Here is a 16,290-nt window from a genome sequence, read left to right as displayed (position 1 = left end):
GCCTGAAGAGCTTGCGGCTGGCCCCTATTCTTGTGAAGAATGCTTTTAGCCAATCGATCCCTGATGATCTTAACCGGTGCGGCCGTCGAGCAATGGCGATTTCGAAGCTCTTCTCAAAGGGCGCGAGTCTTGTTCATCACCAGGCCCCTGGTTTTTCTCTCCATTAAAACAACAATACCAACGCAGATGAGGAAGGTGGATAATGGAAAAAAAGAGGTCTCTGTTCTGGATGGTTCCGGTTTTTGCAGTCGCGGCCGGCGTTTGGGCCGCCTCCCCGATTCTGAAAAGCGTGGCGGAAGACAAGCCGCCCAAGCAAGAAGACAAAGCCTCCAAAGTAAAACCGGCAGACGAGCTAACGCAGAAAGAGAAACCGAAGGGAAAAAAAGAGCCGCCGCCGGTGAATCCCGCCATTGAGGAGACGAAGAAAAAAGGGATGGACGGGGTCGATTTCTATTATGACATCTTGGGCGCGCCGCCGGGCCAAGACGCGCAGGAAATCTCACAGAAGGTGAAGGCGAAAGACATCGCCGACAAACCGAAAGTAATGGACCGGCAGAAAAAACTTCTGAACGATCGGTATCTGATGGATTGTAAAAATGCCCCAGGAATCATCATGTCGAAGGGAAAGCCGCAGCCGGTCGGCCCGACGGTCCGCTTGGCAGGGGGGATGACTTGGGAGAAGCTTGGACAGATGGCGCCGGAGGAGATCAAAGAAAAAAAGGTGTTCCCGGCCGGCTTTCATCGGCTGCCGCATGTGAAGCAGGAGGTCGGCGGCCAGGTCTTCCCCCAGGTCCAGATCGACGAGTTCCCCCGGCTGCAGCGCTTTGACGTCGACTTTGATCTTCCCGAATGCTTCCTCCCGGAGTTTCCCCCCGCGATCTTTCTGACCACCCACCCGGAATTGGGAGATGTCTCCCAAGGGGAGGTGGTGAGCCTCGATAATTTTGACCGGCTCTTCCGCGGCCTCGTCACCCCGGTGCAGCTCGATGGGCTGCGGCTGCTGGTCACGCCGTTCCCCCAGGAAGAATTTAACCAGACGGCCGACCGGAAATCGGACCGGCCGAGCCCCGGGATCGCCTGCCTCGACTGTCATGTGAACTTTCACACGACCGCCCAATTTCATCTGAACCCCGACACCCGGCCGCAAAAAGACCGGCTGCGGCTCGATACGGTGAGCCTCCGCGGAATGTTCGCCCAGCAGATCCATGGATCGAAGCGGAGCCTCCGATCGGTTGAAGATTTCACCGAATTTGAGCAACGGACCGCCTACTTCAACGGCGATCAAATCCGGGCGGTCAAAAAAGGGGCGAACGTCCTCGATCGGTTTGTCATCCCGCACATGGCGCAGATGCAGAACATGATCGACTTCCCACCCGCGCCGAAGCTCGATCCGGTCGGACGGCTCGACAAGCGAAAAGCAACCGAGCAAGAGGTCCGGGGAGAAGCGCTCTTCTTCGGAAAAGGCCGCTGCGTCGAGTGCCACCAGCCGCCCGCCTATACCGACCACAACATGCACGATCTGAGGTTAGAGCGGTTCGGGGCCGAAGCCGACGGACCGATCAAAGCCTTCGCCCTCCGCGGCGTCAAAGACTCGCCCCCCTATTTTCATGACGGAAGGCTCTTGACGCTGGAGGACACCGTCGAGTTCTTTAACCTGGTGTTGGAACTGAAGCTGAATCCCGAGGAGAAGAAAGACCTCGTCGCATTTATGAGGGCGCTGTAGAAAAAGCGACCCTTCCGCCTCGGGTCGGTTAGCCAAGGCGGAAGGGTCTTACTCTCAGGCATGCTCACCCGAATGCCGGTCGAAAGGTTGAGACCCATTCGGTTTGCCGCCGCAACCGGGTGGCATTTTTTTTGCTTTTATATCCGAGCGTAAGCGAGCTTCCACATGGTGAGGCTTCACTCAACCTCAGCTTCTCAGACGGCGTAAATAACGAGATTAACGGATCTCCAGGTATGACGGATAGAGGAATAAAAAAAATTCAGAATCAGAAGGGGCTCAGTATTTTAATAGCCATTTTTCTGATTCTGAACATCAGTGGCTGCGGCTCAGGCGGAAGCTCCCCTCCTAGTTCCGATCCCTCGCCCCCGGCCGTTGTTTCGATCTCTCCTCTCCCCGAAACAACCAATGTTCCGTTAAACAGTCCGCTCCGGATGACTTTCTCCGAAGAGATGAACCCCGCCACCCTGACGGCCGACACCCTCGTCGTCCAAACGGGCGGAAATCGGATTGCCGGCGCGATCCAGGTCGAAGGGAAAACGGTGACGTTTACCCCCGCCACGCCGTGGGGGGCGAGCGCCACGTATAATGTCACCCTTCTGACCGGCGCGAAAGATCTGGAGGGAACCCCCCTTCAGACGGAGGTCTCATGGACATTCGAGACGGTCGCTCCCCCCGACACAACACGACCGACCGTTTCAGAGACCGCTCCGGCATCGGGTGCCGTGAACGTCCCACTCAACAGCATCGTCAGCGTGACCTTTTCAAAAGAGATCAATCCGGCCACGGTCACCGCTGAGACGATCGTCCTGCAAGCGGAGGGGCAGCCCCTTTCGGCGACCCTCCAAGTCGACGGCAAAACTGCGCGCCTGACCCCGTCGTCCGCGCTAAAACCGCAGACCCCCTATACGGCAACCGTCACAACGGGAGTCCAAGATCTCGCGGGGAATGCGCTCGCTGCAAACGACGCCTGGACCTTTCAGACCGGAACGGCCGCTGATCCGGGACCGCGGGTGCTGAGCACGCAGCCGGCCGACGCCACGACCGGATTTGCAACGGGACCGATCGCCGCCACTTTCGACCATCCGATCGATCCAACGACCGTCACCGCACAGACCTTTTTTCTACAAAAGAGCGACGATTTGTCGTCGGTCCCGGGGTCGATGATCTATGATCGGAATACAAACTCGGTCTATTTCATCCCGCGCTCCCCGCTCGCTCTCGCGACCCATTACCAAGCGGTGTTGGCGGTCGGGATTCGGGATGCCGCCGGCGTTCCGCTCGCTTCGGAGCAGAGATGGAGTTTTACCACCGAGAAGCCGTCGCCGCTGATCGCCACCGCCCCCTCGATTTTAACTTTCATGGCGACCCCCGGCGGACCCGCGCCGACCCCGCTGCAGATGACCCTCGCGGAACGGTTCGGCAGCAACATCCAATGGTCGCTCACGAGCGACCTTCCCTGGTTGAACCTCACCCCGACATCGGGATCGGATTCGGCCACCCTCACCGCCACGGCGACCACCACCCAGTTGGATGCCGGTCTGCATCGTGGGACAGTGACGATCACCGGACCGGGGGCCCAAGTCATTCCGAGAAAAATTCCGGTCCAATATGCTCTGGCGGAATCAACCGCTTGCCTCGACCGAAGACGCGCCCCCTACATTGCTTTTATGACGCCGAGCAGCAGCACCGTCGCCTGGGAGTGCGCGCCGGCAGGAAAAGTTGAATGGGGCGTCGCGCCGAACCTCACCGAACAAAGGGAAGTCACGGCGGAAAAGGGGAACAAACATTTTGTGACCCTCTCGAATTTAACGCCGGATACGACGTATGCCTATCGGGTGAGCACGAACGATGAAGTCCTCGGAACGGGAACGTTTCGGACGGCGACGGGACCGGAGAGCAATCGGTTCAGCTTCGTTGTTTTTGCCGACAGCGGCGAAGAAGGCGCTTCCTCTCAGCGGACCCTCGCCGCTCTCATGGAGAAACTTCCGATCTCGTTTGGCATTCTGCCGGGGGATATCGTCTATGCCGGCGGCTATGAATCGGAATTCGATCCGCACTATTTCGCCCCTTACAAAAAGCTGATCTCCCATCTTCCGTTCTTTCCGGTGGTCGGAAACCACGACATCGTCGCCGACCGGGGGGCGACGTTTAAAGAAAACTTCTTTCATCCCCAGGGGAATCTTTATTACGACTTCCACTGGGGCGACACCCACTTCATCGCGCTCGACTCCAACCGCTCCAACGACCCGGTGCAGCAGGCCTGGCTCGATCAAACGCTGGCGGCGAGCCGCTCCCGCTGGAAGATCGTTTACTTTCACCATCCGGCATACAATAGCGGTCTCTACGGCAACAATCCCAACGTTTTACACGACTTTCTCCCCGCGTTCGAAAAATACCAGGTCGATGTCGTCTTCAGCGGCCACGCCCATGACTATGAACGGACCGTCCCAATCAATCGGATCACCTATTTCGTCACCGGCGGGGGAGGGGCCACCTTGAGCAAGGCGGGAAAAAGCAGTTTCACCGCCTATTCCGATTCGCGCCACCACTTCCTCTTGGCGGAGATGACCGCCGATACCCTCACGGTCAAGGCGATCGATGAAACCGGCGCGGTGTTCGACCGTGTGGTCATCGGCAAATGAGCAGATAAGAAGGCAGGTCGGTCTTGACGCGGACGAGACGAACGTTCCCTTTCGTCCCGTCTCTTAAAAGAATTACTTCCGTTCCAGGACCGGAAGCCCGGTCTTCATCCAGGCATCCCATCCCCCTTCCAGCGCGCGGGCGCGCGTCCATCCGGCATCACGCAACTCCTGCGCCACGCGGACCGCCGTCTCATCATGCGGGCAGGCGCAGAAGGGAATCAGCCAGGCATCGCGCGGCAGTCCGAGCGCCGCCGCCTGCCGTCCCGCATCCTGATTCGGGAGAAATCGGATCGCCCCCTCCGCATTCTCATGGCTCCCCTCATACGACCGATCGGTCCGGGCATCGAGGACGACCACCGGCGCGCCCCGCTCCTGAAGCTGCCGCATCGCGTCGATCGAAACCAATCCGTCCGATCCTTTTGCCGCTTCAGCACCGATGGAGAGCGCCGGCTGTGGCGCCGCCGGTTCGACGGCGGTCTTCGACCCTTCCGAGTTCCGTCCTTTTTTCCCGATCCACATCAACGACCCGCCATGCAGAACAATCGACAGGAGGACCACCGTGCAGGTAAGGGAGAAGAGCTGCTCGCTCCCGGGGAGACCGGCAAAGACCGGAAGGAGAATCAAAAGAAGCGAGCTCAAGCCGCGCGGCCCGAGCCAGGCGATGAGAAAGCGGCCCTTCCGATCCAAGCGGATGCCGGAGAGCGAGGTGAGGAAGGCGACCGGGCGGATCAGAAGGACGATGACGGCAAAGGCGAGGGTGCGCGCGTTGAGGATCGTCAGCCCGGTCCAGATCAACGACGTGCCGAAGAGGATGAAGGTAAAGAGGAGGGTCATCTCGGCGGTCGTCTCCCCATACTCCAGAAAGCAGTCGCAGAGCTCGACATCGAGCGCCGCGATCGTCATCACCGCCGCGAACCCGGCGAGAAACCCGCTCCCATGGACCGCCTCCGCCCCCGCATAGGCGGCAAAGACAACCCCCAGCGAGTAGAACGATTCATAGTCGCGCCGGACGCCGAACCGGCCCCGCATCATGACCAACGCGCTGACCGCGAGGAGTCCGACCGCCGCCCCGACGCCGGGACCGAGCACCAAGAGAGAGAGCCCGAAATGACTCCACCCCGACGGGCCGAGCGATTCGTTCCCAAGAAACATCATCCCGATCAGGACGATCGGCAAGAGGACCACATCGTTGAGTCCGCTCTCGAGCCGAAGCGCCTGGCGGACCGAAATCGGAAGGCGCTCTCCTTTGATCACCCCCCGGAGCAGCACCGGATCGGTCGAAGCGAGCGCCGCGCCGAGAATCGCCGAAGCGGCGGGGGAGAGCCCCAGCAGCCACCAGGCGGTCAGCCCCGTCAAGAAGGCGGAGAGGAGCGTCCCGGGGCCGAGCACCAGCAACGCCAAGCTGAGGTGTCGCCGGACCTCTTTGAGGTTGAGCGAGACCGCATCGGTAAAGAGGACGAGGACCAAGCTGAGGGTCGCCACCACCTGAAGCAGGAAGGAGTTGAGCCGCACATCGAAGAGATTCAGGCCGGTCGGTCCCAAGATGGCGCCCAAGGCGAGAAAAGCGGCGACCTGCGGAAGCCCGCTCCGCTCGATCAAGCCGGACAAAAGGGCGGCGATGATAATCACTGCGCCGATCAAGGCCATCATCGCCGTAAAGGTCATCCCGCTGAAACTCTCCATCGCCTCTCCTTACTCCGCTCACGCTCGGATCACTTTTCAAGCAGAAAGGTTCAGTATAGCACCCCTCTTTCTCCTCTTCCATAGGATCTGTAAACAACATCGATTCAACCAGCAAATCACTTCCCCCGCGCCTCGGTCTCTTGGTTGCTCCTCTTCTCCATCTTCAGCGCCGAGAGCGATCCAAGGGTCGACTTCGACGTTTTCGATGGCCCGGAGCCGCTCTCCGATCTGCTGCTGCATCGCTCCAACAGGCTCAGCCCGGACACCCATCTCCCCCGCTTCAAACCGCGAGTTCGGAGGGACGGGGCTCGGCCTGACGATCGTCAAAGAGTGGGTCGCGCTGTTAAACGGCTGGATCGAGGTGAAAAGCACCGTCGGGGAGGGAAACACCTTTACCGTCTTCTTGCCGTATCGCTGGGAAAAGACGAAAGAGGCAAGCGGCCCTGGAGATCCCGATCCGGCAAGGGTGACCCCCGGAGAAAAGGGAGAGAGATCCTGATCGGCCCGATCCGGGCCGTTGGGATCTCTTACCGGAAAGCGGTCGCGTTCTATCTGAATAGACCGGAACGAATTCAGACGCCCCACACAGCCAGACGCCTCATTCACTTTAAAATGATTTATAAAAAAGCGTCGAGGGAGGAGCTCTTCTGTGCTTCTACGGACCGAGGACGAGCAGATCGAAGCGGGCTTGGACCGATTTAGCGGCATCGATTGTCACGACACAGCTGCCGGTCCCGCTGCAACCTCCTCCGCTCCAACCGGAGAAATGAGACAGGGGGTCGGCTGCCGCCGTCAGGGTGACCGAAGTGCCGGCCGGATAGGTCGCTTGGCATTGGCTCTGGCCCGAGCCTGTCCCGCAATTGATCCCCCCTGAGTCACTCGTTACCGCACCGCCGCCGGTCCCTGCCGAATCAAGTGAAACCGTCAGGGGAAATGTCGGCGTGAACATCGCCGTCACCGATTGAGCCGTCTCCATCGTCACCACACAATTCCCGGATGCATTGGTGCACGCGCCGGTCCAACCCGCAAAAACAGAACCTGTTTCGGGGGCGGCCGTCAGGGTCACCGTCGTGTGAATATTATAGGTCGCCGAGCAGGTCGATCCGCAGTCGATCCCGCCGACATCGCTGGTCACCCGGCCGGCACCTGTGCCCGACTTGGCAACAAGCAGGTTGAACGTTTGCGAAGTAAACGTCGCCGTCACCGCTTTTGCAGCATCCATCGTCACCACACAGCTGCCGGTCCCGGTGCAGGCGCCGCTCCAACCGCTAAAGAGCGCGTCCGGGTTGGGAGTGGCCGTTAACGTGACGGTCGTGCCGGGATTAAAACCGGCCTGGCAGGTCGGATCGCAATTGATCCCGGCGGGGCTGCTCGTCACGGAGCCATTTCCGCTCTTCGTTACGGTTAAGGCGGTTTGCGCGGTAAAGGTCGCCGTAACGGTTTTAGCGGGATCCATCGTGATCTCACAATTTCCGGTACCGGGACAATTGATTCCTGCCCCCGACCATCCGGTGAATACCGATCCGCCGGCGGGGGTCGCGGCCAGCGTCACAAGGCTTCCAGAGTTGAACCGGTTTCTACAAGACGTGCTGAAATCACAAGTGATCGTCGGAGCGGACCCGGAAATACCAACCGTTCCGCTCCCCGCACCCGATTTCGTTACGATCAGAAGCGGTTTCAGTTTAAATTCGGCGCTCACTTGCTTTCGTCCATTCATCAGGACGGTACAGGAGGTTCCCGTGACCGCGACACTATCACAGCCGGTCCATTGGGTTAATTCATAATCCGCCTCAGCTGCAGCGAAAAGAGTGACTACGGTAGTAAAGTTTTGATACGTCTGAGTACAATTAGTCCCATTACTCCTGCAGTTCGCGTCGGGAGGATTAATATTCACCTTTCCATTTCCCGTCACGGTCAGACTCAGAACCGGTTTCAAGGTAAAAGTAGCGGTCACGGCCTTGTCGGTATCCATCGTGATGTTGCAGGTCAAGCCGCTCCCGGTACAGGCCCCGCCCCATCCGGTAAAGAAAGAAACGGTAGCGATCTCTGTAGAAGGTGATGCGACCAGCGTCACCGGAGCATGAACGTTGAACGTCGGCGAGCAGGGGGTCGCGCAAGCACTTCCATTCACCGTGACCGTTCCACTGCCGTTTCCAGGTTGTGTGACGGAGAGGGTAACCGTCTTGAGAGTAAACGTCGCTCCAACGGTTTTTGTCGCATTCACGGTGACGGTACACGACGTGCCCGAGGCGCTGTCGCAGCCGCTCCAGCCGGTAAAGTTGAGATCTGGCTCTGGCGTGGCGGTTAGGGTCACCGCGCTGTTGATGTCGTAGGTCGCCGAACAGGTCGACCCGCAGTTGATTCCTGCGGGCGCGCTGGTCACGGTTCCATTTCCGGTTTTGTTTACCGTCAGCACAAAAGTCTTCAACGTAAATGTGGCGGTCACCGACTTCGCCGCATTCATCGTCACCACGCAGCTCCCCGTCCCGCTGCAGACCCCGCTCCAGCCGGTGAAGGTCGAGTCGTCCGCCGGCGTCGCCGTAAGGGTGACCGTCGTTCCGACCGCAAACGGTCCGCTGCAGATACCGCCGCAGGCGATCCCGGCAGGAGCGCTGGTGACGCCGCCGTTTCCGGTTCCCGCTTTAATTACAGAAAGCGCCAATGGCTTCAGGGTGAACGTTGCGGTCACCGACTTCGCGGCATCAACCGTCACATTGCATCCGCCTGTTCCACTGCAGCCTGCCCCGGACCAGCCGGCAAAGTCGGACTCGGCGGAGGGGGTCGCCTCCAATGTGACGGAGGCCCCGAAATCAAATGTCGCGGAGCAGATCGCGCCGCAACTGATGCCGGCCGGCGTGCTCCCCACCGTTCCGCTGCCATTCCCCGATTTTGTCGCGGAGAGCGAGAATCGCTTTAAGGTAAACGTCGCCGTCACCGACTTCCGATCGTTGATGGTGACCACACAATCGCCCGTTCCCGAGCAGGCGCCGCTCCAACCGGTGAAGTCCGAGTTTTCGGACGCTCTCGCGGTTAAGGTCACGACGGTTCCCGCATTGTAGGTCGCACCGCAGTCCGACCCGCAATCGATTCCGGCGGGAGCGCTGGTCACGCTGCCGCTGCCGCTCCCGACTTTGGTCACCGAAAGAGAGAACGGCTTCAAGGTGAAGGTAGGGGTGACTGTCTTCGCAGCGTCGACGGTCACCACGCAGGGGCCGCTCCCGCTGCAAACCCCTCCGCTCCAGCCATCAAAGGTCGAATCGTCCTGGGGGGCCGCCGTCAGCGTCACGCTGCTTCCGGCAGGGAAGAGCGCCGCGCAGCTGGTCCCGCAATTGATTCCAGGAAGATCGCTCGTGACCGTCCCATGCCCGCTTCCTCCTTTTTCGACGGTGAGGGTCCGTTGCGCCTGATCGCGCGGTCCGTTTTGTGTCGCGACATAAAAGAGGGCGGTCGGCACCGCCGGAGCCGCCAATTCCAACGTCTGCGTCGGCGACGCGGCGCCGTTTTTCTGGTCGGCCTGATTCCACACTTCGATCGCGCTTCCCCCTTGGTTCACCGCCATCACGACATTGCCGGCGACCGTTAAGGTCGACGCCTCGTTCAACCGGGTCTCCGGACCGCTCAGAACAGCCGCCGGCGGGGTGTCCCCCGAAGCGGATGAAGCAGGGGTCACGGCATAGATCGTCCCGTTTGAATCTTGGGAAGAGAGGTAGAGCCGGTCGACGGCGGGATCGATCGCCGACGCGGCCTGCGAGAGGCCGGCCCCGGCCATCCGGATCGACCGCGCCGGTGCGACATCGGCGTGATCTCCCGTCAACGTCCCGAGTTTCTCAAAAACCAGAATCTCGACCCCGTTGGCGACATAGAGAAGGTCGCGCTTCGGATCGAGCGAGAGCGAATAATCGCCCGCGGCAAGGGGGGTCAGCACCCCGGTGACGGAGGCGGCGGGGGGAACCTCGCCGGTGAGGGTGGCGGCGTCATTCCAGATGAGGATCTCTCCGGTTCGGTTGACGATGTAAAGACGGTTGCGGAAAGGATCGACCGCGATCCCGGTCGGCTGATTCAGCCGGGTCGCCGGACCTGCCAGCGTCCGGTCGGGGGCGACGTCGCCGTTCACCGTGGCGGCATGATCCCAGAAGGTCACCGCGTTCGCCGGCGCATTGGTGAGAGAGAGGGTCCCGGCGATCGAATCGACAAAGAGGCTCCCGGCCGACGGGCCGGAGATGCCGGTGTGGAGCCCCGCGAGCGTTCGGGTTGGGGTCGCCGGGGCAATGGTTCCCCCCGGCAAGGTCGAATAGTGATCAAAAATCTGAATGGCTTGATTCGTGCCGTCGGCGACGAAGAGGGCGTCCGCCACCGTCTCGGTATAATGAATCGCCGACGGCGCGCCGCCGGCGGGGTTGTTCTGGCCGGGGACGACATCGACATTGAGGGTGGCGGTCGCCACCTGAACCTGGTTCATAAAATATCGGATCTCGACGGTATGCGGCCCCGAAGAAACACCCTCGATGACCCCGGTGACATGGCCCGCCGCCAGGTCGACGGCGAGATCGACCGTTCGGGCGCCGGGGGTGCCGGGATCGATCACCGCCTTGGCCGTCAGCACCAGATCGGAACCGGGGGCTTGCGGCGCCAGCCCTTTGGGAAGCGGCAGGGAGAGCGCCGGCTTCGGACCCTCCGGCGCGGAAGGTCCCTTTGACCCCTGCCCGCCGCTGCCGCAACCGGCGAAGAGCCAGACCAACAGAGCCGAGGCGAAGAGTCGGGAAAACAGACGGTGGTTAAAAAATCGGGAAAGCATGGCGATCACGATCTCGGTGCTGGCTGCAAAGGGAGCGCGGAGACATAGAACGGAAGAGAAAGCAGACCGGAGAAAATCCCACAGAAGGGGATGGCTCGATTTCGCATAACCTCCTAATAACACATACGGGTTAAAATTGGTAATTTGAGAGTTTATCTTTCTGCCTATCGGGTGTCAACATGAAAGTGACGGGAAGGGGTGTTCTCAATGACGGGCAGATGCCGGTTCGGAGACATCCCCCTACCTTCTTTCCCTGGAGGCGGGAGCCCGGATGATAAATCAAGCATCCTCGATTCCAATCAATAAGCGATTGGAATATCCGGCGGGTAAGTCGGTTCAGGCACATGACGATATCAGCCGGCCGGGAATGACCGATCATGGAAATGAAGGGTTCCTCTATTTATCGCTTCGGCCGGGAAAGGTCAGCTCCGCGATCGCCGACTTGTCCAATCCCCCCTTTCCGATCTCCATCAGGCGCCGGTATTGTGCATAGGTCGCCTTTGCCAGTGGAAGGGTCAACCCTTGCTCCTCCGCCAGCGTCAAAGCGATTCCCGAATCTTTGGCGGCATGTTCCGCGGAGAAGTAACAGTCATGCTCCCGCTGCTGCATGTCGGCGCCGTCGGTCTCCAGCACGCGGGAAGCGGCGCCGGTCTCGGAGAAGACCTCGCGCAGCAGGGAGAGGTCGAGCCCGAGCGCCGCGCCGAGCCCCATTCCCTCCGCCAAGGCGGCGGTGTTGATGTTCATCACCATGTTCACCAGCGCTTTCACCTTGGCCGCCTCCCCCGCGCCGCCGACGTAGCGGATCGATCGGCCCAGCGATTCGAGCAGCGGCTTCGCCCGCTCGAAGACCGCGCGGGCGCCCCCGCACATCAAATACAGCGTCCCCTCGCGCGCCTGCGGGATGCTGCTCGCCATGCAGGCCTCCAGCGTCTCCGCCCCCCGCTTCCGGGCGAGCTGTTCGATCTCAATATGAATCGCGGGGGAGAGGGTCGCGCAGTTGATAAAGAGCTTCCCCGCTCCGAACGCGAGAAGGCTCTCCGGGTCGGACGCCGAAAAAACCCGACGCATCGCCCCATCATCGGTCACCACCGTGAGGATGGTGTTCGCTCCCTTCGCCACCTCCGCCGGCGTCGGCGCAGCCGCACATCCGAGCTCTTTTGCCAACGCCGCCGACCTCGGCCGGTCGATGTCATACACCGCCGTCAAGAGATATCCTTGGTCTTTCAGCCGGCGCGCCATGTTGGCCCCCATCCGTCCCACGCCGACGATCCCAATCTGAAATGCGTGCTTCTCCATCTTTGACTTCTCCATTTTGCCCCACTTCGCTCCTCTCCCGGAAGGTCGCTGAAACTGGATTATTATAATCGATTCGCATTATCCCTTCTAGACCTTCGTTTCTTTTGTGACGTCAATCACATTTATAGAATCCCGCTTTGGTTTTTTCCCTAGTTCTTGAGCTTTTTATACCTACTTGTCTTGACCGAATATTCTCTGGTGAATTATCCTGCCGACGTCCCCATTGGTATGGGCAAACGGATGTGCAAACGTTAACGCGGATGGAGGCGATCCGAGTAAGGAGAACCAGATGAAAGAAACAACTCTTATATCATCCCGGAATTGGGTTAGATCATTCGTTCTTATTTCTATTTTGATATTTGGAAACAGTATTACAGGTTGGGCGATCGTCACGGAGCGGGGCGTCGTTCAGAACAGCCATCAGCCACAGGCGAAACATGCCGATCAGATTGATCTCGTCACCTCCGTTCAGCGGGGTCAACCGGACAAAGCGTTCAATGAAGCCTTTGAATTAGGCGACGCCCTCTTTGCCACCTCTTTTAACGCACTCGACGGTGGGGGTGCAAATGTCGGAGACGGCCAGCGCTTTACACGGGTCCCGCGCGCCGACTTGACCGGCTCGGGTCAATGGGCGGCGCACACCCCCGCCCGGACGACCGGCCCGAATGCGCAAGCGTGCACCGAATGCCACAGCCAGGCGGCTGAAGATGGCTCGGGAGCCGCGATGGCAAACGTGATCCGCGATCCGCTGCACAGCGGCCGATTGGACTCCTTTATTCATCGAAACACCCCACACCTCTTCGGAATGGGAGCAATACAACGACTGGCCGAGGAGATGACCGAAGCGCTGCATGGTATTCGCAATGCCGCCGCGACCCAGGCCCGATCCCAAGGCAGGGATGCCACGCTGAAGCTCTCAGCCAAGGGGATCGATTTCGGCGTCATCACTGCGCACAGCAACGGCGCCTTCGATACCGCCGGGGTGAAAGGGGTCGATGCCGACCTGATCGTCCGGCCCTTTCAGTGGAAAGGGACGGAGGCGACGATTCGGTCGTTTGATCGCGGCGCCGGTCACAACGAGATCGGCATGCAGGCGGTCGAGCTCGTCGGCGATGGGGTCGATGCCGATGGGGACGGGGTGTTCGATGAGCTGAGCGTCGGCGACATCACGGCGCTGACCCTCTACAACGCGGCGCAGCCGAGGCCGACCACCCGGATGGAGCTCGCCTCCTTAAAGCTGATCCCGGCGCTGACTCAAGCCGAGCTCGACGCGATTCGGCAAGGAGGCGCCGCTTTTCAGAAAGCGGGATGCGACGCTTGTCACACCCCGAGGCTCACGGTCAACGATCCGGTCTTCCGGGAGCCGAGCCGCAATCCGAATTATCGCGATGCGGTCTTCCCCGGCGGCCAAGACCCGGTCTCCCGCGGGGTCGATCCTCACTTTCCGATCTCTTTTGATCTCACACACGATCAGCCTCAAAATCAGATCCGGGATGCTTCGGGCCGGCTGATCGCTCGCCTCGGCTCTTTTGAACGGGAGTTCAGCCGGCGTGGAGGGAGCGGCGGCGCGATTGTCCGGCTCTTCGGAGATCTAAAACGCCACGACCTGGGAACGGGGCTCGCTGAGAGGATTGACGAAGCCGGCACCGGCGCCTCGGTCTTTTTGACGAAGAACCTCTGGGGGGTCGGCTCCACAGCCCCCTACCTGCACGACGGACGGGCGACGACCCTGACCGAAGCGATTCTTGAGCATGGAGGCGAAGCGCAGGCATCGAGGGATGCGTTTGTCGGACTCTCTGTCCTGGAACAACAGGGACTGATTGCATTCCTAAATAACCTGGTGCTCTTTAAACAGGAGTAAGGGATCTAAAAAAGGCGGACCCGATCAGATCTTCTGATCGATCGGGTCCGCCTTTTCTTCAGCAGAATACATCAAAATTCAAAACGGCTGCCAGAGCCAGGTCAGCTTGGTTAAAATCAAGACCGTATTCTCATCCCCCTGATGCGACGGGTTGACGATGAAATAGAGCCGGCTCCCCTCGCGGTATTCCCACCAGAGACGAAGATTCGCCGCCACGATGTGCGCATCTTTATCCCACTGAACCAATCCGCGGAAAAAGAGCTGATTCGTCACCGACCAGGCGACATCGCCGTTGAGGACCTGCGCGGTAAATTCTCCGACCGGCAGGTTGACCCAGTCTCTTTCCAAGCCGACCCCGACATTGAATCCCTCGGAGGGGGCCGCCGTTAAATTCAGATTGAGCGTCAGCTTATCCCCGCCATAGAGCCCTCCCCAGGCCACCGAAGCAACTCCGGAATAGGGGCGGCGGACATCGGTGTTAAAGTAAAGATTATATTGCGTGAAGTGATACGTTCCGGCCGGGACGATGACGCCGGGATGGATCTCGAAATTCACCGGCAGCCGCTCCCGCTGCGGATCGAGACTGAAGAGAATAAAATCGCCCGACCGAAAAGAGACCTGCGCCCGCTGATAGTTGCTTCGATAGAGAAAGGCGCTGTCGGTCTCCATCTGGTAGGTCATCTCGGTCTTGAAACCATACTCCCGGACCGGACCGGTCGCCGGCTGCGGACGAAAGTCGATGTAGCCGTAGCTCTCGTCGAGGTCGGTCTGCTGAACAAACCCGACCTTCGGATCGAACTGCTCGTCGACCCGAAGGTGATGGAGATTGATCCGCCAGACCGGATCGCTCCATTTGAGCTCTTCATAGTGCGCTTGGCCCGGCGCGGCCTCCGTCTCCCCACCGGAGCGGGCCCAAAAGCCGTCGGCGGTGAAATGCGCATTCGGCGCCAGGGTCGTGTCAAACCCGATCGTCTGGCTCCCCAACGATCCCTGCGGCGCCTGATCGGTGGCGATCAGGCCGATGTTGGAGCGAACCCCGAGATCGCGCCGCAGCCGAACCACGCCGAACCGCTCCCGCGGGAGACCCAACGTCGTCTCGGCATCGGTCTCCATCAACAGGGCGCCGATCCCATAGGGGCCGACCTTCCCGGTCAGCTTGCCGCCGCCGAGAATCGGGATCGCCTCTCCCCGCGCCAGCCCGATCCGCCGGCTGAAAAACGGCTGGAGCCGTCCCGGGAGACCGAAGTCGAAAAAGTTGCTCCCTTCCAAGAAAAACTCCCGCTTCTCCGGAAAGAAGAGGGGGAAGCGGGTGAGGTTGATCTGAAAGAGGTCGGCCTCCGTTTCGGCAAAATCGGTGTTGTAGGTCAAATCGAGCGTGAGGTTGGTCCGGAATTTATACCGGAGGTCTCCGCCGACATCGTAGTCGACATCCCAGGCATCGCGCAGGTCGGTCCGATTGAGCTGATACGACCCCTTTCCATACGGTTTGATCGAGAAGCGGCGATCCTGATGACTTGCCTCCATCTCGATCAGATGTCCCGCCAGCGAGAGCTGATAGGGGTTCTGATCGCGCGCCACCGGGCTCCAGAAAGAGACCTCCTTCAAATGCGGGACCCGGCGCCGAAATTGAATCCCCCAGATTTGGGAAGCGCCCGCTTGAAACCGGAGGGTGGAGAAGGGGATGCGAAATTCGACGGCCCAGCCGCGCTCGGTCCGCCGCGCCGCCACCTCCCATAAGCCGTCCCAGTTCTGCTCGACCGTCCCCCCGTCCTGGCTGATCAACGCATCGGAGAGGGCCGAGAGGGGATTGGTCTCGAAGAAAAAGCCGGTCTGATGGTCGTGATAGGTGTCGATCAGCACCCCGAACGAATCGCTCCGGTCAAACGCGGCGTCGCGCTGGCGCTCATCTCCGTAGACCAGCGCCGGCTCGGGATCTTCCAAATCGGCGGCGATGTAGAGGTTGTTCTGGTCATACGCGACGCGAACGAATGACGGCGCCAGCGCGGGGGCGCGGTCGAGCGGCACCATTTCGAGAAAGCCGGTCACCACCTCCGCCGACTTCCAGATCGGCTCGTCGAGGAGACCGTCGATCGTGATCGTCGCCCCCTCGAGGGGAATCGCTTTGAGTGCCGGCTTCGGAAGTTCCTGACCTTCGGCTGCGCCCCTTCCCTGAAAAAAGAGAAGGGCTAAAATAAAAATAGGGCCGAGCGGCTGGAGCCGCGCTCTGAAGGAAACCCTTTTCCCAATCCGATCGGTCATGATCCGAGAAAGATATTCGGCGGAGGGAGAA

At 60.3% G+C, this 16,290-nt stretch carries 7 protein-coding genes and 1 pseudogene; 4 read left to right on the top strand and 4 right to left on the bottom strand.

Going from position 1 to position 16,290, the window contains the following annotated elements; translation table 11 throughout:
- The first annotated feature begins 508 nt into the window (after positions 1 to 508).
- Both HY282_01640 and HY282_01635 read left to right on the top strand, forming a co-directional pair.
- Positions 509 to 1,723 (top strand): annotated as a pseudogene (locus tag HY282_01640) (cytochrome B6).
- Positions 1,724 to 1,956: 233 nt separating this feature from the next.
- Positions 1,957 to 4,365, top strand: a complete 2,409-nt coding sequence (locus HY282_01635; protein ID MBI3802449.1) for an Ig-like domain-containing protein — start codon at positions 1,957 to 1,959, stop codon at positions 4,363 to 4,365.
- A 72-nt stretch (positions 4,366 to 4,437) separates the two neighbouring features.
- On the opposite strand, the gene HY282_01630 is transcribed toward HY282_01635, so the two are convergent.
- Positions 4,438 to 5,994: a cation:proton antiporter gene (locus HY282_01630; protein MBI3802448.1), complete on the bottom strand. Its 1,557-nt coding sequence runs from the start codon at positions 5,992 to 5,994 to the stop codon at positions 4,438 to 4,440.
- On the opposite strand from HY282_01630, the gene HY282_01625 reads away from it, so the two are divergent.
- Positions 5,909 to 6,547, top strand: a complete 639-nt coding sequence (locus HY282_01625; protein ID MBI3802447.1) for a hypothetical protein — start codon at positions 5,909 to 5,911, stop codon at positions 6,545 to 6,547. The genes HY282_01630 and HY282_01625 overlap by 86 nt on opposite strands.
- A 156-nt stretch (positions 6,548 to 6,703) precedes the next feature.
- On the opposite strand, the gene HY282_01620 is transcribed toward HY282_01625, so the two are convergent.
- Positions 6,704 to 10,843, bottom strand: coding sequence for a hypothetical protein (locus HY282_01620; protein ID MBI3802446.1), 4,140 nt, complete (start codon positions 10,841 to 10,843; stop codon positions 6,704 to 6,706).
- A gap of 396 nt (positions 10,844 to 11,239) precedes the next feature.
- Positions 11,240 to 12,139, bottom strand: a complete 900-nt coding sequence (locus HY282_01615; protein MBI3802445.1) for an NAD(P)-dependent oxidoreductase — start codon at positions 12,137 to 12,139, stop codon at positions 11,240 to 11,242.
- 289 nt (positions 12,140 to 12,428) lie between these two features.
- Here HY282_01615 and HY282_01610 point away from each other — a divergent pair, with 289 nt between their 5' ends.
- Positions 12,429 to 14,000: a hypothetical protein gene (locus HY282_01610; protein MBI3802444.1), complete on the top strand. Its 1,572-nt coding sequence runs from the start codon at positions 12,429 to 12,431 to the stop codon at positions 13,998 to 14,000.
- A gap of 78 nt (positions 14,001 to 14,078) precedes the next feature.
- Here the strand turns inward: HY282_01610 and HY282_01605 are convergent, their stop codons facing one another.
- Positions 14,079 to 16,259, bottom strand: a complete 2,181-nt coding sequence (locus HY282_01605; GenBank protein ID MBI3802443.1) for a carbohydrate binding family 9 domain-containing protein — start codon at positions 16,257 to 16,259, stop codon at positions 14,079 to 14,081.
- Between the last annotated feature and the right edge of the window lie 31 nt (positions 16,260 to 16,290).

This window comes from Candidatus Manganitrophaceae bacterium, from assembly GCA_016200325.1.
Taxonomy (GTDB): domain Bacteria; phylum Nitrospirota; class Nitrospiria; order SBBL01; family Manganitrophaceae; genus Manganitrophus.
Note: the sequence above shows the minus strand (reverse complement) of the source record. Positions and strands in the feature narration are given on the sequence as shown.

Coding starts and splice junctions, on each gene's coding strand:
- HY282_01635 (MBI3802449.1), top strand. CDS start 1,957: ATGACGGATAGAGGAATAAAAAAAATTCAGAATCAGAAGGGGCTCAGT.
- HY282_01625 (MBI3802447.1), top strand. CDS start 5,909: ATGGCGCCCAAGGCGAGAAAAGCGGCGACCTGCGGAAGCCCGCTCCGC.
- HY282_01620 (MBI3802446.1), bottom strand. CDS start 10,843: ATGCTTTCCCGATTTTTTAACCACCGTCTGTTTTCCCGACTCTTCGCC.
- HY282_01615 (MBI3802445.1), bottom strand. CDS start 12,139: ATGGAGAAGCACGCATTTCAGATTGGGATCGTCGGCGTGGGACGGATG.
- HY282_01610 (MBI3802444.1), top strand. CDS start 12,429: ATGAAAGAAACAACTCTTATATCATCCCGGAATTGGGTTAGATCATTC.
- HY282_01605 (MBI3802443.1), bottom strand. CDS start 16,259: ATGACCGATCGGATTGGGAAAAGGGTTTCCTTCAGAGCGCGGCTCCAG.